24 protein-coding genes are annotated in these 25,016 nt (G+C 68.5%); 16 read left to right on the top strand and 8 right to left on the bottom strand.

The window, feature by feature from the left end:
• Positions 1-52 precede the first annotated feature (52 nt).
• Genes DW307_RS02655 through DW307_RS02630 form a run of 6 tightly spaced genes read left to right on the top strand, consistent with a single transcriptional unit; the run spans position 53 to position 5,454 of the window.
• Complete coding sequence (locus DW307_RS02655) at positions 53-661, top strand: acyltransferase (protein WP_029258276.1); 609 nt, start codon at positions 53-55, stop codon at positions 659-661.
• On the top strand, positions 658-1,755 hold the full coding sequence (locus tag DW307_RS02650) for a DegT/DnrJ/EryC1/StrS family aminotransferase (RefSeq protein ID WP_029258275.1): 1,098 nt from the start codon (positions 658-660) through the stop codon (positions 1,753-1,755). The genes DW307_RS02655 and DW307_RS02650 overlap by 4 nt, the downstream gene beginning before the upstream one ends.
• On the top strand, positions 1,755-2,759 hold the full coding sequence (locus DW307_RS02645) for a Gfo/Idh/MocA family protein (RefSeq protein WP_029258274.1): 1,005 nt from the start codon (positions 1,755-1,757) through the stop codon (positions 2,757-2,759). The genes DW307_RS02650 and DW307_RS02645 overlap by 1 nt, the downstream gene beginning before the upstream one ends.
• Positions 2,740-3,891, top strand: coding sequence for a UDP-galactopyranose mutase (gene glf / locus DW307_RS02640; protein WP_029258273.1), 1,152 nt, complete (start codon positions 2,740-2,742; stop codon positions 3,889-3,891). The genes DW307_RS02645 and glf overlap by 20 nt, the downstream gene beginning before the upstream one ends.
• 10 nt (positions 3,892-3,901) lie before the next feature.
• Positions 3,902-4,720, top strand: coding sequence for an ABC transporter permease (locus DW307_RS02635; protein WP_029258272.1), 819 nt, complete (start codon positions 3,902-3,904; stop codon positions 4,718-4,720).
• Positions 4,720-5,454 (top strand): ABC transporter ATP-binding protein, encoded by a 735-nt coding sequence (locus DW307_RS02630; RefSeq protein WP_029258271.1) that lies wholly within the window; start codon positions 4,720-4,722, stop codon positions 5,452-5,454. The genes DW307_RS02635 and DW307_RS02630 overlap by 1 nt, the downstream gene beginning before the upstream one ends.
• Positions 5,455-5,476: 22 nt before the next feature.
• On the opposite strand, the gene DW307_RS02625 is transcribed toward DW307_RS02630, so the two are convergent.
• Positions 5,477-6,043, bottom strand: a complete 567-nt coding sequence (locus tag DW307_RS02625) for a hypothetical protein (RefSeq protein WP_029266796.1) — start codon at positions 6,041-6,043, stop codon at positions 5,477-5,479.
• Positions 6,040-7,008 (bottom strand): glycosyltransferase family 2 protein, encoded by a 969-nt coding sequence (locus DW307_RS02620; RefSeq protein ID WP_136023851.1) that lies wholly within the window; start codon positions 7,006-7,008, stop codon positions 6,040-6,042. The genes DW307_RS02625 and DW307_RS02620 overlap by 4 nt, the downstream gene beginning before the upstream one ends.
• 174 nt (positions 7,009-7,182) lie before the next feature.
• Here DW307_RS02620 and galE point away from each other — a divergent pair, with 174 nt between their 5' ends.
• Positions 7,183-8,172, top strand: a complete 990-nt coding sequence (gene galE, locus DW307_RS02615; RefSeq protein ID WP_036271433.1) for a UDP-glucose 4-epimerase GalE — start codon at positions 7,183-7,185, stop codon at positions 8,170-8,172.
• Positions 8,173-8,185: 13 nt separating this feature from the next.
• Here the strand turns inward: galE and DW307_RS02610 are convergent, their stop codons facing one another.
• Both DW307_RS02610 and DW307_RS02605 read right to left on the bottom strand, forming a co-directional pair.
• Positions 8,186-9,466 carry an O-antigen ligase family protein gene (locus tag DW307_RS02610; RefSeq protein ID WP_240750461.1) on the bottom strand — a complete coding sequence of 427 codons (1,281 nt, stop codon included), beginning with the start codon at positions 9,464-9,466 and terminating at the stop codon, positions 8,186-8,188.
• Between the two features lie 14 nt (positions 9,467-9,480).
• The gene (locus tag DW307_RS02605) at positions 9,481-10,896 is read right to left on the bottom strand and encodes an O-antigen ligase family protein (protein WP_029258266.1); all 1,416 of its coding nucleotides are present in this window, start codon (positions 10,894-10,896) and stop codon (positions 9,481-9,483) included.
• Between the two features lie 68 nt (positions 10,897-10,964).
• Here DW307_RS02605 and manA point away from each other — a divergent pair, with 68 nt between their 5' ends.
• The 4 genes from manA (at position 10,965) to DW307_RS02585 (ending at position 17,124) form a co-directional block, all read left to right on the top strand.
• On the top strand, positions 10,965-12,095 hold the full coding sequence (gene manA, locus DW307_RS02600) for a mannose-6-phosphate isomerase, class I (RefSeq protein WP_029258265.1): 1,131 nt from the start codon (positions 10,965-10,967) through the stop codon (positions 12,093-12,095).
• Between the two features lie 164 nt (positions 12,096-12,259).
• Entirely contained in the window at positions 12,260-12,580 is a 321-nt protein-coding gene (locus DW307_RS02595) for a WhiB family transcriptional regulator (RefSeq protein ID WP_081859749.1), read from the top strand.
• 102 nt (positions 12,581-12,682) lie between these two features.
• A complete protein-coding gene (locus DW307_RS02590; RefSeq protein ID WP_240750459.1) occupies positions 12,683-15,742 on the top strand; it encodes a glycosyltransferase in 3,060 nt (1,019 codons plus the stop codon).
• Positions 15,739-17,124, top strand: a complete 1,386-nt coding sequence (locus DW307_RS02585; protein ID WP_136023849.1) for a DUF5719 family protein — start codon at positions 15,739-15,741, stop codon at positions 17,122-17,124. The genes DW307_RS02590 and DW307_RS02585 overlap by 4 nt, the downstream gene beginning before the upstream one ends.
• 30 nt (positions 17,125-17,154) lie before the next feature.
• On the opposite strand, the gene DW307_RS02580 is transcribed toward DW307_RS02585, so the two are convergent.
• On the bottom strand, positions 17,155-17,583 hold the full coding sequence (locus tag DW307_RS02580; protein WP_231479885.1) for a hypothetical protein: 429 nt from the start codon (positions 17,581-17,583) through the stop codon (positions 17,155-17,157).
• A gap of 78 nt (positions 17,584-17,661) precedes the next feature.
• Here DW307_RS02580 and DW307_RS02575 point away from each other — a divergent pair, with 78 nt between their 5' ends.
• The 4 genes from DW307_RS02575 to DW307_RS02560 all read left to right on the top strand — a co-directional run bounded on the left by DW307_RS02575 (position 17,662) and on the right by DW307_RS02560 (position 20,855).
• Positions 17,662-17,868 (top strand): DUF3499 family protein, encoded by a 207-nt coding sequence (locus DW307_RS02575; protein WP_021199833.1) that lies wholly within the window; start codon positions 17,662-17,664, stop codon positions 17,866-17,868.
• Positions 17,869-17,968: 100 nt separating this feature from the next.
• Positions 17,969-18,895: an efflux RND transporter periplasmic adaptor subunit gene (locus DW307_RS02570; protein WP_136023848.1), complete on the top strand. Its 927-nt coding sequence runs from the start codon at positions 17,969-17,971 to the stop codon at positions 18,893-18,895.
• The gene (locus tag DW307_RS02565; protein ID WP_081859744.1) at positions 18,892-19,644 is read left to right on the top strand and encodes an ABC transporter ATP-binding protein; all 753 of its coding nucleotides are present in this window, start codon (positions 18,892-18,894) and stop codon (positions 19,642-19,644) included. The genes DW307_RS02570 and DW307_RS02565 overlap by 4 nt, the downstream gene beginning before the upstream one ends.
• Positions 19,641-20,855 carry an ABC transporter permease gene (locus DW307_RS02560; protein ID WP_136023847.1) on the top strand — a complete coding sequence of 405 codons (1,215 nt, stop codon included), beginning with the start codon at positions 19,641-19,643 and terminating at the stop codon, positions 20,853-20,855. The genes DW307_RS02565 and DW307_RS02560 overlap by 4 nt, the downstream gene beginning before the upstream one ends.
• 60 nt (positions 20,856-20,915) lie before the next feature.
• On the opposite strand, the gene DW307_RS02555 is transcribed toward DW307_RS02560, so the two are convergent.
• Complete coding sequence (locus DW307_RS02555; protein WP_136023846.1) at positions 20,916-21,725, bottom strand: RDD family protein; 810 nt, start codon at positions 21,723-21,725, stop codon at positions 20,916-20,918.
• Between the two features lie 16 nt (positions 21,726-21,741).
• Here DW307_RS02555 and DW307_RS02550 point away from each other — a divergent pair, with 16 nt between their 5' ends.
• Positions 21,742-22,734 (top strand): stage II sporulation protein M, encoded by a 993-nt coding sequence (locus DW307_RS02550; protein ID WP_021199838.1) that lies wholly within the window; start codon positions 21,742-21,744, stop codon positions 22,732-22,734.
• Positions 22,735-22,750: 16 nt separating this feature from the next.
• Here DW307_RS02550 and DW307_RS02545 read toward each other — a convergent pair whose 3' ends face one another.
• Both DW307_RS02545 and DW307_RS02540 read right to left on the bottom strand, forming a co-directional pair.
• A complete protein-coding gene (locus DW307_RS02545) occupies positions 22,751-24,058 on the bottom strand; it encodes a DUF58 domain-containing protein (protein WP_136023845.1) in 1,308 nt (435 codons plus the stop codon).
• Positions 24,059-24,982, bottom strand: coding sequence for an AAA family ATPase (locus DW307_RS02540; RefSeq protein ID WP_208323723.1), 924 nt, complete (start codon positions 24,980-24,982; stop codon positions 24,059-24,061).
• Positions 24,983-25,016 lie beyond the last annotated feature (34 nt).

Here is a 25,016-nt window from a genome sequence, read left to right as displayed (position 1 = left end):
GGGGAGGGTAAGGTTCTTCTTTGTGACACCCTCTCCACACGTTGACCCTGCGGTGCCTGTCGCCGGCGGAACTCGGATAGCCGACAGTGCTGATGTCTCGCCGGATGCGGTCATCGGAATCGGAAGCTCGATCTGGCATCTGGCGCAGGTCCGAGAGAACGCGATCCTTGGAGAGAACTGCATCGTCGGACGCGGTGCGTACATCGGTACGGGCGTGCGCATGGGCGACAACTGCAAGGTCCAGAACTACGCGCTCGTCTACGAGCCGGCCGTGCTCGGTCACGGCGTGTTCATCGGACCTGCGGTGGTTCTCACGAACGACACGTATCCTCGCGCCGTCACCCCCGACGGCCAGCTGAAGTCCGCACACGACTGGGAACCCGTCGGCGTCGTCATCGGAGACGGCGCGTCCATCGGTGCGCGTGCGACCTGTGTGGCCCCGGTCACGATCGGCGCGTGGGCAACGGTCGCGGCCGGCGCTGTCGTCGTGAAAGACGTCCCTGATTTCGCGCTGGTCGTCGGAGTGCCGGCGCGTCGGGTCGGATGGGTCGGCAAGGCCGGCGTGCCCCTCACGGAAACCGAACCCGGCGTCTGGGTGTGCCCGACGACCGGCTCCCGCTATCTCGAGACGGATGGCGTTCTCGCATTGGAGGAACGATGACGGAATTCATCCCCGCGGCGAAGCCGCTGATCGGCGACGAGGAACGAGCGGCCGTCGACCGCGTGCTGCTGAGCGGCATGGTGGCTCAGGGGCCCGAAGTCGCGGCATTCGAAAGCGAGTTCTCCGACCACTTCGTGGAAGGACTTCCCGTCATCGCGGTCAACTCTGGCACCTCGGGTCTGCACCTCGGCCTGCTCGCCGCCGGCGTCGGCCCGGGCGACGAGGTCATCGTCCCGTCCTTCACCTTCGCGGCCACCGCCAACGCGGTGGCGCTCACTGGGGCGACGCCCGTCTTCGCGGACATCGAGCCCGAGACGTTCACGCTGGACCCCGCCGCCGTCGACGCGGCGGTCACCGATCGCACCCGTGGCATCCTTCCCGTGCACCTCTACGGTCACCCCGCTCGTATGAATGAACTCGTCGAGATCGCCCAGAGACGCGGACTCGCGCTCTACGAAGATGCGGCACAGGCGCACGGCGCCGCGCTGAACGGACGCCCAGTGGGCACGTTCGGCACGATGACGATGTTCTCGCTCTACCCGACGAAGAACATGACCAGCGGCGAGGGCGGCATGGTCGTGACCGCCGATGAGGAGACCGCGCGCCGTGTGCGGCTGCTGCGGAACCAGGGCATGGAACGTCAGTACGAGAACGAGCTGATCGGCTTCAATGCACGAATGACCGACATCCACGCCGCGATCGGGCGCGTGCAGTTGACGAAGGTGGATGCCTGGACCGAGACGCGTCGATCGAACGCCGCGTTCCTGGATGCCAACCTCGAGGGCGTCACCGTCCCCCCGATCGCCGAGGGCGCGAGGCACGTGTACCACCAGTACACGATCCGTGTCGAGGACGACCGGGACGGATTCGTGAAGGCGCTCAGGGAGGAGCACTCGATCGGCAGCGGGGTCTACTATCCGATTCCCAACCACCGGCTTCCCTCTCTCGAGCAGTACGCGCCCGGCCTCGACCTCCCGCAGACCGAGCGGGCGGCCCGCGAGGCGGTCTCGCTTCCGGTGCACCCCTCACTCTCGGCAGTCGACCTCGAACGGATCATCGCTGCGGTGAACGCTCTCGCCGGAGCCGGCAGCTGATGGCCGCGCTGAAGGCCGGTCTCCTCGGCGTGGGGTCCATGGGGCGCCATCACGCGCGCATCCTCCGCGACATCGAGGGCGTCGAACTCGTCGCGGTCGCAGATCCCGGTGGCGATCCGTATCGTGTCGCTGGCGGAATCCCGCTCCTCGCGAACGTCCAGGAGCTGATCGCCGCCGGTATCGACATCGCCGTCGTCGCCATCCCGACCAGGTTCCATGCTGAAGCCGCTCTCGCTCTCGCGGATGCGGGCGTGCACACGCTGGTAGAGAAGCCGATCGCGGACGACAGCGTCTCGGGGCACCGCGTGAGCGAGGAGTTCGAAGCACGCGGACTCGTCGGTGCCGTCGGCCACGTCGAACGCTTCAACCCTGCGCTCCAGCAGCTTCGTCGTCGACTCTCCGAGGGGGATGCAGGAGCGGTCTATCAGATCGCCACCCGGCGCCAGAGCACGTTCCCAGCCCGTATCGGCGATGTGGGTGTGGCCAAGGACCTGGGCACCCATGACATCGACCTCACGGCGTGGGTCGCTCAGTCGGTGTACTCCTCGATCAGCGCACAGACCGCGTTCAAGAGCGGTCGGGAGTTCGAGGACATGATCGCGATGACGGGACGTCTCGAGAGCGGCATCATCACCAACCACCTCATCAACTGGCTCAGCCCCATGAAGGAGCGAGTCACTCTCGTGACGGGCGAGCGCGGCACCTTCGTCGCAGACACCGCCACCGGGGACCTCACGTTCCACGCGAATGGGACCGAGTTGTTCGAATGGGATTCGGTCTCCACGTTCCGCGGTGTGTCCGAAGGTGATGTGACGCGCTTCGCCTTCGCGAGGCGTGAACCGCTCCGCGCGGAGCTCGAGGCCTTCCGTGATGCTGTCCTCGGCCAGCCCAGCGAACTGTCGACGATGAGCGAGGCGGTCCACACCCTCGAGGTCGTCGAGTCCGCCCTCGAATCCGCGCGCGACGGCGGAAGGCTGGTGCGCATTGGGCGCGAGAAGCACTGATCTCCTCATCGTCGGCTCCGGCTTCTTCGGCCTGACGATCGCCGAGCGCGCCGCGAACGCCGGCCGCAAGGTCACGGTCATCGACCGTCGCTCTCACATCGGTGGCAACGCCTACAGCGAGGCCGAGCCGGAGACGGGCATCGAGGTGCATCGCTATGGAGCGCACCTCTTCCACACGTCGAACCCGACGGTGTGGGAGTACGCCAACCGCTTCACGTCGTTCACCAACTACGTGCACCGCGTCTACACGACCCACAAGGGCACTGTGTTTCCGATGCCGGTGAATCTCGGCACGATCAATCAATTCTTCCAGTCCGCATACACGCCCGACGAAGCGCGTGCGCTGATCAGGGAGCAGGCGGGGGAGTTCGATGCGAAGACCGCCGCCAACTTCGAGGAGAAGGGCATCGCTCTCGTGGGGCGCCCGTTGTTCGAGGCCTTCTTCCGCGACTACACGGCGAAGCAGTGGCAGACCGACCCGCAGAAGCTGTCCGGTGATATCGTCAGCCGCCTTCCCGTGCGCTACACCTACGACAACCGCTACTTCAATGACACGTGGGAGGGCCTCCCGACCGACGGCTACACCGCGTGGCTCGAGCGGATGGCAGATCATCCGAACATCGACGTGCAGCTGGATGTGGACTACTTCGACGAGTCCCAGCCGTTCAACAAGAAGGACACGGTCGGACAGGTTCCCATCGTGTACACCGGTCCCGTCGATCGCTATTTCGACTATACGGAAGGCGCGCTGAGCTGGCGGACCTTGGACTTCGAACAGGAGGTCCTCGACGTCGGGGACTTCCAGGGCACGAGCGTCATGAACTATCCCGACATGGATGTGCCCTACACCCGCATCCACGAGTTCAAGCACTTCCACCCGGAGCGCAGGGACGTCTACGACTCGGACCGCACGGTGATCATGCGGGAGTTCTCTCGGTTCGCTGAACGCGGGGATGAGCCCTACTACCCCGTGAACACCGCCGCGGACCGTGGCGGTCTCCTGGCCTACCGAGAGCTCGCTCGGGGCGAGACAGATGTCCACTTCGGCGGGCGTCTGGGGACCTACCAGTACCTCGACATGCACATGGCCATCGGCTCGGCGCTGTCGATGTGGAACAACAGTCTCTCGTAGACTCGACATCGTGAGTCACGCTGCTGTCGGGGCGCCCGGGACGCCCCGGCGATATCTGCATTCGTTGTGGCTGTTGTCGTCCCGCGACCTGAAGGTCCGCTATTCGACCAGCCTCCTCGGCTATCTCTGGTCGGTGCTCGATCCCCTCGTCATGAGCGCGATCTACTGGTTCGTGTTCACCCAGGTCTTCAAGCGCGACGTCGGTGAAGAGCCCTACATCATCTTCCTGATCAGCGCATTGCTGCCCTGGGTGTGGTTCAACGCCTCGGTCTCGGACTTCACCCGTGCATTCAAGAAAGACGCGCGGCTGGTGCGATCGACCGCCATCCCGCGCTCCATCTGGGTGAATCGCATTGTGCTCAGCAAGGGCATCGAGTACCTGTTCTCGCTGCCGGTGCTCGTGCTGTTCATCGTCGTCAACCTGTTCGTCGAGCTCGACCCGGGACGAACCGTGCATGTCGGCTGGGGCATCCTGTGGATGCCCGTGGCGATGATTCTGCAGACCATCCTCCTGGTCGGCCTGGGCCTGCTCGTCGCCCCGCTCTGCGTGCTCTTCGTCGACCTCGAACGCACGACGGCGCTGATCTTGCGGGCGATGTTCTACGCCACGCCGATCATCTACAACGTCACCGATCTTCCCGGCATCTTCCAGACCCTCGGAGCTTTCAACCCCCTCGCGGGCATCATGATGCTCTATCGCATGCCGTTCTTCCCTGATCAGTGGAATCCGTTCACTCTGACGATCAGCGTCGTCATGAGTCTGTTGGTCCTCGGACTGGGCATCTGGACATTCCGGAGCCTGGAACGACCCGTCCTGAAGGAGCTGTGATGGGCGCGGCCATCGAAGTGCGGGGGCTCGGCGTCCACTTCCGTCGTAACAGACGCGGAAACCGCAGTTTCAAGGATCTCTTCGCCGGGGCATCGCGTCGCTCCCGTCCGGGTGAGTTCTGGGCGCTGCGCGATGTCTCCTTCTCGGTGCAACCCGGGGAGTCCATCGGCGTCGTCGGGCGCAACGGTCAGGGCAAGTCGACCCTTCTCCGCCTGGTCGCGAAGGTGCTGCTGCCCGACGAGGGGACGGTCGCCGTCAACGGCGGCGTGGCTCCCCTCATCGAGATCACCGGAGGATTCGTCGGGGATCTCACGGTGCGAGAGAACGTCCGTCTCACCTCCGGCCTCCACGGCATGTCACGCGACGAGGTCACCCGCCGCTACGACGGCATCATCGAGTTCGCCGAGCTCGCCGGATTCGAGGACACCCCGTACAAGCACCTGTCAAACGGGATGAAGGTGCGGCTCGCGTTCGCCGTCGTGTCGCAGCTCGACGAACCCATCCTGCTCGTCGATGAGGTGCTGGCGGTCGGGGACAAGGCCTTCCGTGAGAAGTGCTACACCCGGATCGACGAGCTGCTGGCCGAGGGGCGCACGCTCTTCTTCGTGAGTCACAACGAGCGCGACCTCCGGCGTTTCTGCACTCGAGGGCTGTACCTCGACAAGGGTGCGCTGGTCCTGGACGCACCGATCACCGAGGTGCTCGACAGGTACAACGCCGACTACAACTCCTAGTCGTGGCTCGGGGCGCGTGTGGTCAGAGCCCCACGAGGCTCTGAAGATCCTGAACGGCCGCGCGAGCGGCATCCACGGAATCGGCCGTGTCGGACTCCGAGAGGATGGCAGCTCGAAGCTCCGTGAGGCGCTGCGAATAAGCCATGACGCCATCACGCCACTTCTGGTCGATCGACGAGGGCGGCGGCGCGTCGGATAGGCGACGTGCGTCCTGCTGCAGGGAGTCCACGACGGCAAGGGCGTCGTCAGGGTTCGACTCGGAGACGATGTCGAGGCCCTGCGGTGCATCCGACAGCCAGCCCCCGACCTGCTCGCGGAAGGTGTCGACGGTCGGATCGGCCGGAGATGGAGGTGTGGTCTGCGGTGTCGGCTCCTCTGCGGGCGACGACGGTGACGCGGTCGCTGTCGGGCGGGGAGAATCACTCGCCCTCGGTTCCAGAGACCCGCCGCGGGGGAGGAGGAAGAACACCAGCGCGCCGAGGATAGCGAGCCCGGCGATCGCGAGGCCGACGATCAGCCAGATTCGGCCCCTGTTCCTCGGCTTCGGTTCGATCGGTGCCCACCGGAGCTCGGGGGACGGCTCACTCATGAGGCGTCTTCCAGCGCGGGCATGGGCTTCCAGGAGCGGTCGCGGCTGATCTTGCGGCCTTCCTTGAGCCCGCGGAACAGGTTGCTCGTGCCGCGAACGGTGCGCTCGACGAAGAAGAGGCGGATGAGTTCCTTCGCGAAGGTCATCCCGGTGCCGAGTCCGAACAGCACGGGGTTGTAGTTGTCGTGCACACGGTAGTAGTGCTTGATGTAGGCGCGATTGCGCATGATGTAGAAGCGGTAGGCGTTGCTCGAGGCGTTCATGTGGCGGATGCCCATGTCCCACTGCTTGATCTCGCGTGTGCGGCGCAGCACGAACTCGTCGACGATGACGGCCGTGGTCTTTCGCGAGGCCAGCCACCCGTACATCTGGTCATCCCAGTAGATGAAGAAGCGGTGGTCGGGCAGGCCGATCTGCTTCACGACCGATCGGTGGATGAACATGCCTTCGAAGCAACCGCTGTTCATCTCCTTGAAGCCGGAGTCGTCGAAGCCCGAGGGAGCGAAAGGGATCGGGATGCCCATGCGCTCCGCGATGCGGTACTGCCAGTAGAACTCGCTGCCGTCGTAGTCGTAGCGGCGACCCTGGATGCTCTTGAAACGAGGGGCCCACTTGCCCATCTTCGCGAGACCGTCAGGAACGACCTCGACATCGTCGTCCATCATCCAGATCCACTCGGATCCGAGCTCATACGCGGTGCGCATGCCCTCGCTGAACCCGCCGGAGCCTCCCGTGTTCGTCTCCAAGCGGCGATACACCACCTCGGTGCCGATGGTGTCGCGGAAGGAGTCGACCACGTCGGTCGTGTCGTCGGAGGAGGCATTGTCGATGATCACGACGCGCCCGGGTTTCGGGTCCATCGCCGTGATGCTGGTGAGAAGTCCGGTGAGCAGATGCGATCTGTTGAAGGTGACGACGACGATCGTCGCCGCTTTCGGATCGAATGCAGCGGGCGCCGCGGTCATACCTTCTCCTCGAAGATCGATGGCAGTTCAGGGGGCTGAGGGCTCCGTCACCACGTGTCACCGTCGGGGACGATGCGGGACATGACGAGCAGTGAGTAGCCTACCGTCCGCTCCCTCGGGATCAGCGGAGAGGCTCACCTCGGCCGCAGAGAGACGATGGCTAGACTGGCTGCGATGAAGGTATTGATCACCGGCGGCGCCGGATACATCGGATCCACTGTCGCCACCGCGTGCATCGAGGCGGGGATGCAAGTGGTCATCCTCGACGACCTGTCCACGGGCCTTCGAGCGTTCTGTGAGGGGCGCGATCTCTATGAGGGCGACATCGCCGACCCGGAGATCCTGACCCGTCTCCTTTCGGATCACCCCGACATCGATGCTGTCGTCCACTGCGCGGCCCGCATCGTGGTGGCCGAATCGGTAACCGACCCCCTCGGCTACTACGACACCAACGTGGGCAGGACCATCGTGCTGCTCCAGCGGCTTCGTGACGCGGGTGTCTCCCGCATCGTGTTCAGCTCCTCGGCGGCGGTGTACGCGGGGGAGAGCGGTCAGGGCGCCGACGAGAACAGCCCCCTCGCACCGTCCAGCCCCTACGCCACGACAAAGGCCATGGTCGAGCAGATCTTGAAGGACGCGGCGACGAACGACGACTTCCGCGCGATCGCTCTCCGCTACTTCAATCCGATCGGAGCCGATCCGCAGATGCGTACCGGCCTGCAGAACCCCCTGCCCTCGCACGCGCTGGGGAAGATCATGCGGGCCCGCGCGACCGGTGAGCCGTTCTCGATCACGGGCACCGACTGGCCCACCCGCGACGGCTCAGGGCTGCGCGACTACATCCATGTCTGGGACCTTGCGCTCGCGCACGTGGCCGCTGTCCAGAGGTTCGACGACGTCTCCACACCCGATGAGCCCTACCAGGTGATCAATATCGGTACAGGGGAGGGCGTGACCGTCCGCGAGCTCGTGGCGGCGTTCGAGCGCGTCACCGGTGAGCCCCTTCCCACGATCGACACCGATCGCCGCCCCGGAGACCAGGCGGGCGCCTTCGCGATCGTCGATCGCGCGGCGGATGTCCTGGACTGGCGTGCGGAGCGCTCTGTGGACGACGGCGTGCGCGACGCGATCACCTGGGCGGCGAAGCTTCCCTCGGTGCGCTGACGACGCTCTCCGGCTACTCCTGCGGACGCAGCGTCGGGATGGCGCCCGTATGCGCCGCATCGATGTTCTCGCGCCACGACCGCGATTGCCCGGCACGCAGGGCGCACAGCACGAGCATGAACCACCCGGCGCCGACGAGCGTGAAGCTCTCGAACATCGAGTCGACCGCCAGGGTCACGAGCATGATCGGGGTCCACGCGTAGACGACCGATCGTCGTGTGCTCGCCACGAGCCAGGAGCGGATCAGGGCGACACCGCCCAGGAGCAGGAACACCACCAGGCCCGCGGTGCCGAGTTGCAGGAGCACGTCGAAGAACGCGTTGAGCGCGCTCTGGTGGCGATCGTCGAGCTGGAAGTTGATGTAGGTGAACGGGTATTCGCCGCGAGCCCAGTCACCGAACCATCCCCAGCCCTGGATCGGCTTCACCGCGACGAAGTCCAGGATGGTGTTCCACAGCGAGGCGCGGAGCGAGAAGTCGGATCCGGCGTCGAGCAGGGCGATGATCTGGTGGCGCAGCGCGAAGCCGGCAGCGAGAGCGAGGGTGACCACGACCCCGAGCATCCATTGCACGATCGTCCGTCGTTCCGGAGGCGCATGCCGGACGATCGTGAGCGCCACCGTGACGACGCCCACGGCACCGGCGAGCACCAGGACGGTCGGAGAGGAGGAGAGCACCGCCAGGAACCCCGCGAGCCCTATCGAGATCACGGCGAGCGGTGCGTTCACCGATTGCGTCCGCCACTCGATCACGAACGTGATCAGTGCGATCACCGCGATGAACCCGAGCATGTTGCGACTGCCGAACAGCCCCTGGATCGGGCCGCCCGCCGCGAGGTCGCCCTGCACGCCGAGGAATGTGAACGGCAGGTCGAGAAGCACGCCCGACAGGATCTCCACGGCGAGCGAGGCGGCGAGGAGCACCCGCAGCGTGTCTCCGATCGCCCGCACGGTCTGGAGGGTGTCCCGGATGTGTCCGATCGTGATCGCCAGGAACGCATAGCCGAACAGGGACATCCAGCCGAAGATCGTGTCGGACTTGTCCGTGCTCCAGAAGACGCTCACGAGGGCCCACGCGAGGAATGCGAGCAGCGACGACGGCGCGATGCGCAGAAGGGAGAGCTCGTCCCTGCGCACCCACAGGATCGCCGCGCCGAGCAGGCACAGCGCTGCGATGATCGTCGCCAGCGTGACGGCTGACGTCATCTGCCGGATCGCGTACGATCCGAACACCGCGGTCAGGGCAGCGAGCGTGAACGCACGAGCCAGCTCCACCGATGCGAGCAGGCGGACCATCGGGCGCGCCGGCGTCACGGCACCCGCCGCTGCCGAGCGCCGCGTTCGAACAGGAGGTCGCGCTCGCCGACGCCGACCAGCGGCACCGACTTGAGCTTGAACGACAGGAGCACCAGGAGCATCCACCCCCACAGCATGATCGGCGTGGACTCGGAGAAGCCCTGCACCAGCAGCACCACCGTGAACAGGCTGGGAAGCAGGGTCAGCGGGGAGAACGGTCGTGCGCCGTCGAGATCCCAGCGGGGACGGTCGACGGCGAAGAACCAGGAGCGCCACAGCAGCGTGCCGTACGCGACCGCCATGAGCACAACGCCGACGACACCGAGCTGGAGCAGGACGTCCAACCACATGTTGTGCGCGTGGAACACGGTGATGCCGTGGTCGGTGATCCACTCGTCGAAAGCGGGGTCCGTCGGGATCCAGGGGCTCGAGAAGCCGTTGCCGAAGATCGGGTGCTCACCGGCGCGCTGCAGCACCTTGGTCCAGATCTTGTCCGAACGGCCGGTCAGATCGGCGCTGCGGCCGAGGAGACCGAGCAGCGGCTCGCGCAGCAGCCAGACGCCCAGGGCCGCGATCGCCGCGCCGCCGATGGCCACGATGTAGATGCGCGTGCGTGCGCCGGGGGTGCGGGCGCGGCGCATCAGGAGTGCGACGACGAGGACCACCGCGACGGCGGCTGCGCACACCATCGCAGTGGCCGATGCCGTACGGAACAGGAAGTACGCGGCGAGGAGCATCCACAGGGCGAGCGTCGTGCGCCACCGCGCTCTGGCGGCGAACAGCACTCCGAATGTGATGATCGCGAAGAGCGAGATGATCGCCAGGAGATTCGCGTTTCCGACGATGCCCTGGATCCTGCCCCCGTCGAACAGGTTGTCGCGCACCCAGTACCACTGCGGATCGATCTTTCCGTCCGGGAGTTCGAGGAAGTTCGGCAGCAGCGGTCCATGAAGCACCAGAGAGACCCAGAGCTCGATCGCCAGGGAGAGGCCGAGGATCCATTTGAACGCGGAGGAGAGAGCGCGGACGATCTCATGCCAGGTCAGCACGTGGGCGATGAAGAGAGCGTTGACCGTGACCGACGCGAGCAGGACCCAGGTGATGAGCGTCGGCCCGCGCCACTGCGACCAGGCCACGGATACGAGCGCGAGGGTCGTGTAGCCGAGCGCGGTCCATGGCAGGCGACGCCAGCGGAAAGGCTGCGGCCGATTGCGGGCGAGCATCGGGACGCCGATGCCGAGCGTCGCCAGCGTGAAGACGGCGAGCGTGATCGCGGCGCCCTCCGGCCCGAGCAGGTTGTAGACGGCCGAGTGGGCGAAGGTCACGAAGAGCACGACGATCGCATACCCGCGCAGCATGAGATGCCCCGTCGACTCGCGCTCCGGCGCGGTGGGCGGGGCAGACACCGGATGCTTCGTGTACTGGGCCATCGCGTTCAGGTTACCGTCCCGCGCTCCCGACGTCGCTGAACGCGGCGACGCGGCTCTACGCTGGTGGCATGCTGCTGAGCCTCACCAACACGCCCCGTGATTACGCCTGGGGATCGGACTCCCTCCTCGCCGGACTCGAGGGACGCACACCGACCGGCGCTCCGGAGGCGGAGGTCTGGTTCGGCGATCACCCCGGTGACCCGGCCGACGTCGCCGGCGGTGGCACACTCGATCAGGTCACGGGAGGCACACTTCCCTACCTCCTCAAGCTGCTCGCGGCGGGACGCCCGCTCTCGATCCAGGTGCATCCGACGATCGAGCAGGCGCGAGCGGGGTGGGCGCGGGAGAGCGGTCTCGACGCCGACGACCCGCAGCGCAACTATCGGGATGACAACCACAAACCCGAACTCCTGGTGGCGCTCAGCGATCGATTCGAGTCGCTGAGCGGACTGCGTCCCGTCCCCGACACGCTTTTCTTGCTCGATGCGCTCGATGACAGCGGTGGGGTCCGACAGCTGCGCACACGTCTGAGTGCCGAGGGCGACGCCCTGCGCGACGTGATCGCCTGGCTGCTCGGCGGGGAGGCGGACGACGAGGTCGACGAGATCATCGGCGCGATCGTCACCGCCGCGGCTCGGGGCGAGGCGGGGGAGTGGAGCACGACGCTCCGCGCCATCGCCGACGTCGCGGCGACGTACCCGGGGGACCCGGGAGTCGTCGTGGCGCTCCTCATGAACCATGTGGTGCTCGAGCGTGGAGAGGGCGTGTTCCTGCGCGCCGGTCTGCTGCACGCCTATCTCTCCGGGCTCGGCGTCGAGATCATGGCCGCGAGCGACAACGTGCTCCGCGGCGGCCTCACGCCCAAGCGCATCGATGTGCCCGAGCTCCTGACCATCCTCGACACCACTCCCGGGGAGGTGCCGGTGCTGCGGGCAGAGAGCGCGGGGCCGGTCACGCCGTATCCCGTTCCGGTATCCGACTTCGCCCTCGAGCGCGTCGTGGTCGACGGAGCCGTCCTCACCCTCGACGTCTCCGGGCCGACGATGGTGCTCGCCACCGCGGGAGACGTCACCGTCTCTTCGGCCTCCGGGGACGAACTCGTGCTCGCGGTCGGCACGGTCGCCTTCGCCGACACGGACGAGGCGACCGTCACGCTCTCGGGCGTGGGCGAGGTCTTCATCGCCGGTCCAGGGCGATGATCCCCGCGGCCGATCACCGCATCCCGACACGCCGGTGATGGTCCATGAACCTTCAATAGTCGCTTGAGGGTTTACGATCCGCGACTTGACCGGAGCGAATGACACGGGTGTAATTAGTCATGCGCACGGCCCGCCGGGGGGCGGAGACAGGGTTGGAGATCGAGATGACGGGTTACCGTTCAGACGTACCGGAGAACTGGTTCGTCGATCCGATCAACCTCGGTGTTCCCGGGGTTCGACGCACCGATGCCGGCGATGACGACAACGCTCTCGCCTGGCAGAGCGACGCTCTCTGCTCGCAGACCGACCCGGAGGCGTTCTTCCCCGAGAAGGGTGGATCGACGAGGGACGCCAAGCGGATCTGCACGTCGTGCGACGTCCGCGGGGAGTGCCTGGAATACGCTCTCAACAACGATGAGCGGTTCGGCATCTGGGGTGGCCTGTCCGAGCGCGAGCGCCGGAAGCTCAAGCGCCGCGCGAGCTGAACGGACCCGCATCGGCGCGAGAGCGACGATGCCACCGGCTTCGCGGGCGCGCCGTATCCGGTGCGTCGACGTCGCCCCTCGCGCGCATAGGCTGACGACGTCATGCCAGCCCGAGTTCACGCCATCATCGTCGCGCGCACTGGATCCTCTTCCCGAGCGCAACTCCTCCGCACTCTCGACGCCCTTCGCACGCAGACCACCCCCGCGGCGGCGGTGACCCTCGTCGTATGCGGCGATGCGTCGTCCGTGCGCGAGAGCGAGGTCGTGGCGGGCACCGTCGAAGGGATCATCGAGGCGCGTGCCTCGACGTCCTTCGCCGAGGCGGTGGAGCTCGCCCGACCTCGAGTGCCCGAGGGGTCTGCGGTCTGGCTGCTGGCACAGGACACGACGCCGCACCCTCGGGCGCTGGAGCGTCTGAGCGGCACGCTGGAGCGCTCGCCGTCCGCCGCCATCGTCGCCCCCAAGCTCGTCGCCACGGACAACGAGCGCGAGATCGTCTCGCTCGGCGTCAGCATGACCGCGTGGGGCCGCTCCGTCGAACTCGCGGCGGGAGAGCTCGATCAGGGTCAGCACGACCGTTCCGACGATGCTCTCGGCGCCGATGTGCGGGGGATGCTCATCCGTGGCGAGGTGCGCGATGCCCTGCGACCCGATCCGGCCCTCGCGGGGGCCGATGAGGGACTTGACCTCGGGGTCCGTGCACGCCTCGGTGGTGGCCGTGTCGTCCTCGCGCCGAGTGCGCGGGTCTCAGCATCATCGGGCGGTCCTGCTGCGCTTCCGCCTGGTCGATCGCGCCGCGCTTACGTGACCCGCCTGGCCCAGCTGCACCGACGGCTGGCGTACGCGCCGGCCGCGGCCGTGCCGCTGCACTGGCTCAGCCTGCTTCCGCTCGCGCTGTGGCGCTCCATCACCGACCTCGTCGGCAAGCGGCCCGAGGCTGTTTTCCCCGAATGGGGGGCTGCCCTCACGGCCATGTTCCGATTCGGTGCGGTCGCACGTTCCCGCGCCGGCATCCGCGCCTTCCGCACTTCCGCCTGGGCCAGCATCGCTCCGTTGCGCGTGACGTCCTCCGAGCTGCGACGGCGTCTGGATGACGGGCACGGAAGCGAGGGAGGTGCGGTCAGCGAACTGCGTTTCTTCTCCGGTGGTGGGGCCTGGGCCGTACTCGCGGCCCTGGTCGTCAGCATCGCGTCCTTCACGAGCCTGCTCGCCTGGCCGACGCTGGGGGGCGGGGGACTGCTGCCGCTCCGTCAGACCATCGCCGCGCTCTGGAGCGATGCGGCGTGGGGAACCCGCGACGTCGCCCTCGGCCTCGTCGGCCCTGCCGACCCCTTCGCCTCCGTGGTCGCGGTACTCGGGACGCTCTGGCCTGCCGGCCCTTCCTTCGCCATGGTGCTGTTGTGGATCCTCGCCCTCCCGCTCGCAGTTCTGGGAGGGTGGTTCGCCGCCACGCGAGTGACCGATCGCGGAGGGCTCCGGATCTTCGCCGGCATCGCGTGGGCGCTCGCGCCCACGTTCCTCACCGCCCTGGTCGACGGACGTCCGGCCGCGGTGCTCGTCCATCTCCTGCTTCCTTGGCTCTTCCACAGCGCTGTGGTCGCCCATCGGTCATGGGGCGCCGCCGGGAGCGCGTCGCTGCTCCTCGCCGCCGTGCTCGCCTGCGCACCGTCGCTGGCACCCGCCCTTGCGCTGCTCTGGATCGTCGCCCTGGGCATCGTGCTGGGAACGGCGCAGTTCCGTGGCGCGGGGCGACTGCTCTGGCTGCCGGTGCCGACGATCGCCCTGTTCGCACCACTGGTGATCTGGCAGCTCGCTCACGGCACGCCTCTGGGGATCCTCGGCGACCCCGGACTCATCTGGGCGGGCCCCCAGGCCGCCGCTGACGCCGCCGGACGCCTCGCGATCGCCGGCGGCTTCCCGACATCGGAGCTGGGCGGCTGGATGGCGCTTCTGCCCGCACCCATCGCCGTGTGGGCACCACTCCTGTGCGCACCTCTCGCCGTGCTGGCGCTCGGTGCGGCGGTCGCTCCACGCTGGCGCGCGGGGATCACCCTGCTCGTGGTCGCCCTGTCCGGGCTCGCCACGGCGTTCCTCGCGGTCGGGGTCACGGTGAGCTTCGCGCAGGGGACGCCGGTGGCGATCTGGCCGGGTACCGGACTCAGCCTGGCGTGGATCGGTGTCGTAGGGGCTGCCCTCGTGACGCTCGACACCGCGCTCACGCTTCCGCGTCTGCGGATCTTCGCGGCCGTCGCCGCGGCCGTGACACTGGCGGTCTGCGCGATCCCGGCGCTCAGCGCGCTGCACATGGGGCGCTCGGTGCTCACGAACGGTCCTGAGTCGACGCTGCCCTCGTATGTGGCCGCACAGGCCGCGGGGGATCGGCCGATCGCGACCCTCGTGCTCACCCCGCAGAACGACGGAGGACTGGCCGCAGAAGTGGCCTGGGGAGCCAGCGAGACGCTGGGGTCGCAGTCGACGATGATCTCCACCGCGGTCGAGCCGCAGGGAGCCGACATCTCCGCCCTGGCCGTGGATCTCCTCTCGGCCCGCGACTTCGATGCTCCCGGAGCATTGGCCGCCGAAGGGATCAGCTACGTCCTGGTCGCTGAGGTTCCTGGTGAAGGGGACAAGGCGCGGGCGCTTCGTACCGCGGCTGTCGCCTCGATCGATCAGCGTGCCGGCCTCGTGCACGCGGGCACCACCGATCGCGGTGTGCTCTGGCGTCTCGATGCCGACGCCGCCGAACAGCCACCGCTGACATCCGCCCAGCAGGGCACTGCTCGCCTCGTGATCACCGTGCAGCTGCTCGCAGTCTTCGCGGCCCTCCTGCTGTCCATCCCGACCCGTGCGTCGCGTCGTGCGGCTCGCGCCCAGTCGCGCATCGTCGGTCGCGTGCCTGAGGAGCCGATCGTGCTGCCTCGGCACGCCGAGGACAGGGATTCCCTCGATGAAGCGCCCGTCGGGGTGATCGAGGACCCCCAGGACGCGCCCGCCCTGAACGACGAGGCACTGGCGCCGATCGCTGATCCGGTGATCGATGACGCCGCTGGGCCGGTGGACGAGGTGACAGTGGGCGACGCGACAGCGGACGGTGGGTCGGCGGACGGCGCTTCGGCGAGCCCCCACGACGAACACGCGAAGCCGATGGAGGAGGACCGATGAGCAACGGGAACCGCGCCTTCCGGGTCGCCGCGACCAGCGCCCGTGTCATCACGGGCGTGGCCGTGATCGCCGCCTGCGTCGTCGGTGTCGCCACGGCGATCCATGCGCCGTGGCCGACCGTCGCGCACGACCCCGCGCAGGTCGAGGTCACACCCGTGCCTGGCGACAGCGTGCTGGTCTGCAACGGCGATCTCCGTGCTCTCGGTCGTGACGCGTCGGCCCCCCTGGACATGCTCTCCGCGGCACCGACGAGCCTCACGTCCGGAGGCACGGCCGGAAGACCGTCGTCAGAGACGCTTGAGGTACCCGATCTGCCCGATGCGGGTGGACCGCAGGTGCTCACCGGCCCGGTCGATGGGCGTTCGGCACCGCTGATCGCCGGTGCCGAGTCCGTCACGATCGCCGCGGACGACCTCGCGGGATACGCCGCCCTGCCCTGCGGCGTGCCGAGGCTGGAGTCGTGGCTCGTGGGCGGGAGCATCGACACCGGCACCGAAGACATCATCACCCTCACCAATGCGACCGAGGTCCCGTCGACGGTGACCCTCGCCGTGTACGGAGCCGCCCGCAGCACCCGGACGGTCATCGTCCCTCCGCGCTCGCAGACGGCGCTCCCTCTGACCTCGTTCGCCACCGGCAACGATCTGCCGGTGGTCAAGGTGAGCGCGGTGGGAGCCCCGGTGAGAGCGGCCCTCCAGTCCTCGCTCGTGCGCGTCCTCGATCCTGCCGGCATCGATCTCCAGGACTCGGTCGCGGGACCCCAGCAGAGACTCGTCTTCACCGGAGTGCAGGCGTTCCCGGCCAACGGCGATGACGCGGAGATGGCCGTTCTCCGGGTGCTGGCCCCCGGCGTCGACGCTCGGGTCCAGGTGAAGGTGCAGGCCGAGGGCGCCACGGTGCCTGTAGACGAGTTCACCGTGCCCGTCGAGGCGGATCTTCCCGCTCAGGTCTCGCTCTCCGGCCTCGAGCCCGGTCGGTACACCGTCGAGGTCGAATCCGACGTGCCGCTCCTCGCCGGGGTCAGGCAGCAGGACGGCTTCGGTCTCGATTCGGACTTCGCGTGGGTCACCCCCGCGCCGGAGATCGACGCCGAGGTGGTCTTCGCCGTGCCCTCCGGTCCCGATGCACGACTGCAGGTGTCGAACACCTCGGACCGGGACGCGACCGTCACACTCGAGCGGGTCGACGGCGGTCAGGCCCAGGAGGTCGTCATCCCCGCGGGGGAGACCGGCGGGATCGCGGTGGAGGGGCGGACGACGTACCGGATGCGGACGACGGCGCCCGTGCACGCGGCCGTGACCCTCACGGCACCCGGGGCGCTCGCAGTGCTCCCGGTGCAGGCGAGCAGCGGCGGAGAGAAGCCGATCACGGTCTATCCCTGACGGAATGCGGGTGGCCCGGCCGCCGGAGTGTCAGTGCTCGTGACCGAGATCCCACGGTTCACGGCCGACGTACTCCGCGGCGGCCCGGAACACCGCGCTCTCGATGGCCATGCGTCTGTGGGCGGCATCGTCGTGCCCCGGAGGCAGGAGCCGCTCGATGGGAAGTCGGAACAGGACGATACGTCGATTGTCGCGATCGAGGTACCAGCGCGGCACCTCTTCGCCGGCGTCGAAACCCGGGATCGCGCCGATCTCGAACCGGACGTCCTGCAACTCTGGCCACGTCCCGCGGAGGAACTCCACGGCCGTTCCGACGGTGAGGTCGAATCTGTCGAGGCGGCCGTCGAGCGGAGCCAGCGGCGGTCGCACGACCTCGCTGCGGCCGAGACGCCCGTGTCGTCCGTGGCGTGCACCGCGCCGCGGGGCAGCGGAGGCATGAGCGGTGCGGCGGCGGGGCATGACGAAAGTCTAGGCGGTGCCAGGATCACTCGGCGCGGCATCCGGCGCTCACCCGGGGCGCGCCGTACGCTGGCGGAGATGGACGGACGACTGTGCTCGAAGGTCGGCTGCGCGCGCGAAGCCGTAGCCACCCTCACCTACGACTACGGCGATCAGATGGCGGCGCTCGGCCCGCTCGGCGCCGCGAACGACCCGCAGGCACATGATCTGTGCTCACCGCACGCGGACCGGCTCTCGGTTCCCGCCGGCTGGCTGGTCGTCCGTCACGAGGCCCTCCGCGCCTGACGGCGTTGCGTCGACACGCGGACGCAGCCGTCGGCGAGGATCCGAAGTCTGGATACGCTGACCGCAGGCGTGCCAGGGCGGCACGGCCGGAAAGGCACTCGTGATCGTCTGGCGCCGCTGGATCTTCCCCCTGCTTCTCGTGGTGGTCTTCGGAGCGTGTGCCGCGGCACTCGTCAAGATCGCGTTCTTCCCCGACCGCGCGGAGAGCGTCGTCAGCCCTGAGGCGGGGATCACGGATCCGGTGGTGATGGTGGAACGCGGTTCGGTGGTCAACGCGCTGAGCCTGAGTGGGAACGTGGCCCGCGACGACGCCTACGTCGTCCGCGGCGAGCTCAACGGCACCGTCCTCGCCGTGCACGTGGGTGAAGGAGCAGCGGTGGCCGCCGGCCAGAAGCTCTACACCGTGCGCCAGGAAGAGCCGCGCAAGGACATCGACGTCGTCGCGCCGGAAGCGGGCGACGTGTCGGAGTTCGCCATGGTCAAAGGCCAGGCCACCACGGTCGGGACAGAGGCGTACAAGCTCACCCCGGCCAAGTACCACCTGCTCGCGACGGTCGACCCCGTGCAGCTGTACCGCCTCGTCAACGCGCCCACGGAGGCGACGGTCACCATCACCGGCGGTCCCGCGCCGTTCGCGTGCACCGGAGTCGGGGTGCAGGTCACCGCGGAGGGCACGGCGAGTGTGCGCTGCGCCATCCCCGTCGATCAGACCGTCTTCGCCGGACTCCCCGCGAAGATGGACCTCGCCCTCGGCCAGGTCGACGATGCTCTGGTGATCCCGGTCACCGCCGTCCAGGGCGGCGCGGGATCCGGCAAGGTCTGGGTGGACGCGGGCGACGGATCCGACCCCGAGGAGCGCGCCGTGACGCTCGGCGTCAACGACGGCGTCACGGTCGAGGTGACGGAGGGGCTGGCCGAGGGGGACAGCATCCGTCAGTTCGTCCCCGGCTTCGTGGCTCCCGTCGAGGAGTTCTGCTACGAGGTCTCCCCGGGAGTCGAGCAGTGCGACAGCGGGATGAACTGGTGAGTCTCGTCGCGCTCGACGACGTCTCCAAGAGCGTGCTCCTGGCGGACGACTCCCGGCTGGAGATCCTCCGCGGGATCACCCTCGAGGTGGGAGCCGGTGACCACGTCTCGATCGTGGGTCGGTCGGGATCCGGGAAATCCACGCTGCTCAACATCCTGGGCATGCTGGACGCACCGACATCGGGCTCCGTCGCATTCGAAGGACGCGAGGTGCGCAGGATGCGCTCCGGTCGGCTCGACCGCCTGCGCGGGGACAACGTCGGCTTCGTCTTCCAGCAGTTCAATCTTCTTCCCGGGCGCACGGCGATCGACAACGTGATGATGCCGCTGGGCCACGCCAAGGGGAAGATGTTCTGGAACCGTCGTCAGATCGCCGCCGACATGCTGGAGCGGGTCGGCCTCGGGCATCGTGTCGAGCAGATCGCGGACAAGCTCTCCGGCGGCGAACAGCAGCGCGTCGCGATCGCCAGGGCGCTGGTACGCCGACCCGTCCTGATCCTCGCCGACGAGCCGACGGGCGCGCTCGACATCGACACCGGCGCATCCGTGATGTCGCTCCTCGACGAGGTGGCCACCGAGACGGACGCTGCACTGGTCACGATCACCCATGACCTCCATGTCGCGGCACGGGCACGTCGGCACTATCGCCTCGATGCGGGCCGCCTGGAAGCCGCCGACCTCAGCCGCGCCTTCGAAGCGTCGACCCTCGCGGCGTCGGTGCCTTCGGCGCCGCCGGAGGTGATCGCATGACCGGCTTCCTCGGTGCTCTCTCCGACGCCTGGGCCGAGATCCGGGTGCACAAGCTGCGTGTGCTGCTCAGCCTGATCGGCATCGCGGTGTCGGTGGGCGCTCTGACCGCGGTCGTCGCGTTCTCCGAGTACCAGCGCCAGTTCCAGGCCGAGCAGTCCGACCGGTGGGGCGGGCGCGCCGCGACCGTCGTCGTCTCCGTCAACAGCGATGACGGCTCTCCCGTCGACGCCGACGGCTTCGATGCCCGCTTCAGTCGTGTGTCCGAGCGGTTCGGCTTCAGCCACACCGCGCGCATCTCCCAGGGGCTGACGGTCGACCTGCAGCTTCCCGACGGCATAGCGCCGGTTCCGGCGCGCATCATGGATCCTGCGTTCTCGCAGATCCATCGCGAGCGGCTTCTGGACGGGCGCTGGTTCATCGACTCGGACACCGAGGCGATGGCACCCCCCGTCGTGATCACCGAGCCCCTCTGGGACCGTCTGGGGCGTGTGCCGCTGTCGCAGCACCCGACGGTGACCCTGAGCGGTCCGGCCGGTGGCACGTACCAGGTGATCGGAGTCACACCTCGCCAGGGCTTCGGCGACGAAGAGCTTCGCGTCGATCTGCTCTACGACGCGTACCGGGCTCGCGTGGACGCGTTGCCCACGGAGGCGTGGACCCAGTACGAGATCTGGATGGGCACGGGGCAGGTCGACCAGATCGCCCCGGTGCTCGCGATGGACCTCCGGGCGGGCCTGCCTGCCGGACAGACGGTCACGGTGAACAGATCGGACTGGGCGGCGCAGCCCGGCGCGATGGACGCCCAGGCGACCTTTGAGATGATCACCGGAGGAATCGCCGCGCTGATCCTCGCCCTCGGAGCGCTGAGCCTCATCAACATCCAGCTCGTGGCGATGCGCCAGCGCGTGCGCGAGATCGGTGTGCGACGCGCGTTCGGGGCGAGCTCGGGGCGGGTCTTCTTCGCGGTGTTCCTGGAGAGTCTGGTGGCGACGACGGTGGCCGGCGTGATCGGGATCGCGATCGTCGTCGCGGTGCTGCGGTCGGAATGGGTCATCACGTCGCTGTTCTACGGCATCCAGGACATCCCGCCGTTCCCGATGCGGGCGGCGCTCATCGGGCTTCTCGCCTCCGTCATCGTCGGCGCGGTGTCGGGCTTCATCCCCGCCCTCGTCGCCCTGCGGGTGAAGGTGATCGACGCGATCCGTTTCTGACACACCGGCGGGCTCGATCGGGTCGCCCGGTGGTGGTGGGAGGGTTCCTGCGGACGTCCGCTAGACGCCGACCCGACGGCCGGTGAGCCGTTCGGCACGACGATCGGAGTTCTCCAGCGCGCGCCGCTCGCGCTCGCGACGCAGAACGGTGATGCCGATCAGAACCTGCTCGGGCGGCGCCGAGGGCAGCGGTGAGACGAACGGGCTCGCCTCGGTGAGCAGATCCTGGGCGACGCGTGCCCGCGCCGCCGGGATCATGCGCGGGGCACTCTGCAGGAACTGGGAGATCCGGCGTGCGAGACGGTCGGGCAACCGGGCGACGTCGGCGATCTGCGCCCAGCCGGCCAGCGGTGAGGGAAGGACGGGGACGTGCGAGCTCAGAGCGGGTGTGCGCACGCGCTGGCTGTAGGTCCCGGCGACGAGGTCGCCCAGACGCTGCGATCGCGCGGTGAACGCGCCCGTGAGCACGGCGATCCCGCCGAAGGTCATGTAGATCTCGAGGACGCCGAGCAGCCCGCGGATGAACGCGTGACGGAAACCCGCGGCGCCGCCGTCCACGCGCACGATCCGTCCACCGACCGCGAGCTTGCCGAGGCTGCGTCCCTTCAACGCGACCTCCATCGTGATCGGGAGCACGACGAAGCTCACCACGAACGCCGAGACCACGGCGATGCGATCCGTCGTCTCATCGAGCACGCCCGCGTCCAGCAGCCAGATGCGCAGGAAGATCCACAGGATGAAGACGGCGTAGCCGAGGAGCATGTCGATCGCGGCGCCGAGCGCTCGCAGCAGGAACCCGACGGGCTGCACATCGAGCGCGACGGCCTCGCCGGACAGGACCTCGTCGGAGACGTCGATCGGGACGGACATGAGTACAGTAAATCAGGTGGATGCCGATGCGCTGACAGATGCACGCCGCGCCGAATGGGAGCGGCTCGACCAGCTCAGTCGCGCCCGTCTCGACGGCGACGGGGTCGATGAGCTCATCGTCCGGTATCGGGCGGCCTCCGCCGATCTCGCCGAACTGAAGACGTCCGTCGGCGACTCGCCGCAGGGCGCGTACCTGTCGACGATCCTGGTCCGCGCCCGGCTGCGGCTCACCGGCGCATCCGACAGCATCCTCACCCAGACGAGCCGCTTCTTCCGGTGGCAGCTGCCCGCGGCCCTGTACCGCTTGCGTTGGACGACGCTGGTCATCGCGATCTCGTTCATCGCGGTCGCCGTCGGCACCGCCGCATGGATCGCGAGCGACCCGGCGATCGTGGCCACCCTGGGGCCGCCTGCGGCCCTCGCGCAGTATGCGGAGGAGAGTTTCACGGGCTACTACACGGAGAACCCGGCAGCGGCGTTCATGGGCATGGTCTGGACGAACAACGCCTGGATCGCCATGCAGTGCGTGCTCTTCGGCGTCACGGGGATCTGGCCGGTGTACGTGCTGGTGCAGAACGCGATGGGTCTCGGCACGACCGGGGCGATCATGGCCGTCCACGACAAAGCCGACCTCATGGTGCTGTACATCCTTCCGCACGGGATGCTCGAGATGACCTGCATCTTCGTCGCGGCCGCCGCCGGGCTGCACGTCTTCTGGGCCTGGGTCGCCCCGGGGCACCGTACGCGTGGGCAGGCGCTCGCCGAGCAGGGAAGGGCGCTGGCGACCGTCGCGATGGGTCTGGTCTTCGCGCTGTTCCTCGCCGGGCTCGTCGAGGGATTCGTGACGGGCTGGGCACTGCCCTGGCCGGTGAAGATCGGGATCGGTGCGGCCGCGCTCGCCGTGTTCCTCATCTACATGCTGGTGATCGGCGGGAGGGCGCATCGCGCGGGTGAGACCGGCGACCTCGTCGAATACGAAGCGGGCACCCCGCGCCTGGTCGTCGGCTGACGCGATCGGTTGGGCGTCAGAGTCGACCGGCGGCCTTCAGCTCGAGGTAGCGGTCGGCGATCCGCGGTGGGAGGTCTTCCGGATCGGCGGCGATCGCTTCGCCCCCGGCCCTGCGGATCGCGTCGGCGACGTTCTCCGCGTCGCGGAGAGTTCGCTCGGCGGCCGCGGCGAGATACACGTCCTCGCGGGAATCACGACGGCGCGCGAGAGCGGAGATGCCGTCGTCGGTCACGGATCCGACGAGGACCGTGGTCGCACGTGAGGCGTTCGGGAAGGCGCCGAGGAAGCCACGGGCCGACTCGGCCGCGTCCTGCGCCGTCAGGGCCACGATCAGCGAGGGCCGCGTCGTGAGCGAGCGCACGGCGGCGAATGCGCCGTGCCAGTCCGTGTCGACGAGCCGCGCGTGCACGGGAGCCATGGCGTCGGTCAGAGCCGGAAGCAACGCGGCGCCGTCGACCCCGGTGACCCGACCGCGGACGACCCTGTCGTACATCAGCAGGTGCACGTGATCACCGGCACGCGAGGCGAGTGCCGCCAGCAGCAGTGCCGCCTCGAGCGCGGCATCAACGCGCGTACCGTCGCCGACACGAGCTGCCGCTGTACGTCCGGTGTCGATGATGATCACCACATGACGGTCCCGTTCCGGTCGCCAGGTGCGCAGCATCGTCGTTCCTGCGCGGGCGGTCGCCCGCCAGTCGATCGAGCGCACGTCGTCACCGCGCACGTACTCACGCAATGAATCGAACTCGGTACCCTGACCGCGCACCTGGATGCTCGTGTTGCCATCCAGCTCGCGCAGCCGAGCGAGGCGGGACGGAAGGTGCTTGCGCGAGGAGAAGGCAGGGAGCACGCGGATCGCTCCGCGGACGGAATGCCGTGCCTGCCGGCCCGCGATGCCGAGTGGTCCGCGGGAGCGGATCATCACGAACTCGCTGGCCAGTTCCCCGCGACGGCGGGGGAGGAGCGGAATGGCGACACGGCCGCGCTCACCCGGCGGGACGACCAGGTGCTGCCGGTCCGACGGCGCCCCCGCCGTCGGCTGCCATGCGTCGCGAAGCAGGGCGTGCAGTGGCCTGGTGCCGTGGTTGTGCACGGCCACGCTCACCGGGACCGGCTCCCCGATGCGCACACGCGCGGGCACTCTGCGACTCACCGTCACCGATCGGGGGCTCGCCGCGAGCGCGACGTCGACGGCGACGAGCAGCGCGCACAGGCCGATCCAGGCGCCGAGGACCGCGTACGCCGGATAGCCCGCGAGTCCGGCGATGACGAGCGGGAAGACGCCCACGGCGAGGGCGACGGCGAGGCGGCCGGTGACGAACACCTAGATCGGCACCCGGGTCTGCTGCACCACGGAGGTGAGCACCGCGTCGGCGGACACGCCTTCCATCTGCGCGTCGGGTCGCAACTGGAGGCGGTGACGCCACACGGGCACCAGCATCGTCTGCACGTGGTCGGGGGTCACCGCGGAGGAGGCGTTGAGCCACGCCCACGCCTTCGCCGCCGCGAGCAGACCGGTCGATGCGCGCGGGCTGGCACCGAGTTCGACCGACGGAGACTGACGGGTCGCCCGAGCGAGGTCGACGACGTAGCCGAGCACGTCGTCCGTGACCTCGACGGCGGCGGCCGCCTGCTGGGCTGCGCGGATCTCGTCGGCGGTGACCACCGCCTCCACACCGGTCAGCTCGCGCGGCGAGAAGCCCTCTGCGTGTCGACGCAGCACCGAGACCTCCGCGTCGCGTTCGGGCATGCCGACGACGAGCTTCATCAGGAAGCGGTCCAGCTGCGCCTCGGGCAGCGAGTAGGTGCCCTCGTGTTCGATCGGGTTCTGCGTCGCGGCGACGAGGAACGGGTCGGGCAGGGGGCGACTGACGCCGTCAGCCGACACCTGGCGCTCCTCCATGGCTTCCAGGAGCGCGGCCTGGGTCTTCGGCGGCGTGCGGTTGATCTCGTCCGCGAGCAGGATGTTCGTGAACACCGGGCCGGCGCGGAAGTCGAACTCGCCGGTGCGCGCGTCGTACACGAGCGAGCCGGTGACATCGCCCGGCATCAGGTCGGGAGTGAACTGGACGCGTTTGGTGTCGAGGCCGAGCGCTCGTGCGAAGGAGCGGACGACCAGCGTCTTCGCGACGCCCGGCACACCCTCGAGGAGCACATGGCCTCGGGCGAGCAGCGACACGAGCAGCCCGGTGACGGTGCCGGCCTGGCCGACCACCGCCTTGTCGACCTCGGTGCGCACCCGGTGCATGGCCTGGCGCAGTGCGGCGTCGTCGGTGGGAAGG

The organism is Microbacterium sp. K27 (assembly GCF_004794435.1).
In the GTDB taxonomy this organism is placed as follows: Bacteria; Actinomycetota; Actinomycetes; order Actinomycetales; family Microbacteriaceae; genus Microbacterium; species Microbacterium maritypicum_A.
This window is presented reverse-complemented; position numbering and strand designations above follow the sequence as displayed.

Coding starts and splice junctions, on each gene's coding strand:
- DW307_RS02650 (WP_029258275.1), top strand. CDS start 658: ATGACGGAATTCATCCCCGCGGCGAAGCCGCTGATCGGCGACGAGGAA.
- DW307_RS02645 (WP_029258274.1), top strand. CDS start 1,755: ATGGCCGCGCTGAAGGCCGGTCTCCTCGGCGTGGGGTCCATGGGGCGC.
- DW307_RS02630 (WP_029258271.1), top strand. CDS start 4,720: ATGGGCGCGGCCATCGAAGTGCGGGGGCTCGGCGTCCACTTCCGTCGT.
- DW307_RS02625 (WP_029266796.1), bottom strand. CDS start 6,043: ATGAGTGAGCCGTCCCCCGAGCTCCGGTGGGCACCGATCGAACCGAAG.
- DW307_RS02620 (WP_136023851.1), bottom strand. CDS start 7,008: ATGACCGCGGCGCCCGCTGCATTCGATCCGAAAGCGGCGACGATCGTC.
- galE (WP_036271433.1), top strand. CDS start 7,183: ATGAAGGTATTGATCACCGGCGGCGCCGGATACATCGGATCCACTGTC.
- DW307_RS02610 (WP_240750461.1), bottom strand. CDS start 9,466: ATGGTCCGCCTGCTCGCATCGGTGGAGCTGGCTCGTGCGTTCACGCTC.
- DW307_RS02605 (WP_029258266.1), bottom strand. CDS start 10,896: ATGGCCCAGTACACGAAGCATCCGGTGTCTGCCCCGCCCACCGCGCCG.
- manA (WP_029258265.1), top strand. CDS start 10,965: ATGCTGCTGAGCCTCACCAACACGCCCCGTGATTACGCCTGGGGATCG.
- DW307_RS02595 (WP_081859749.1), top strand. CDS start 12,260: ATGACGGGTTACCGTTCAGACGTACCGGAGAACTGGTTCGTCGATCCG.
- DW307_RS02590 (WP_240750459.1), top strand. CDS start 12,683: ATGCCAGCCCGAGTTCACGCCATCATCGTCGCGCGCACTGGATCCTCT.
- DW307_RS02585 (WP_136023849.1), top strand. CDS start 15,739: ATGAGCAACGGGAACCGCGCCTTCCGGGTCGCCGCGACCAGCGCCCGT.
- DW307_RS02580 (WP_231479885.1), bottom strand. CDS start 17,583: ATGCCCCGCCGCCGCACCGCTCATGCCTCCGCTGCCCCGCGGCGCGGT.
- DW307_RS02575 (WP_021199833.1), top strand. CDS start 17,662: ATGGACGGACGACTGTGCTCGAAGGTCGGCTGCGCGCGCGAAGCCGTA.
- DW307_RS02560 (WP_136023847.1), top strand. CDS start 19,641: ATGACCGGCTTCCTCGGTGCTCTCTCCGACGCCTGGGCCGAGATCCGG.
- DW307_RS02555 (WP_136023846.1), bottom strand. CDS start 21,725: ATGTCCGTCCCGATCGACGTCTCCGACGAGGTCCTGTCCGGCGAGGCC.
- DW307_RS02540 (WP_208323723.1), bottom strand. CDS start 24,982: ATGCACCGGGTGCGCACCGAGGTCGACAAGGCGGTGGTCGGCCAGGCC.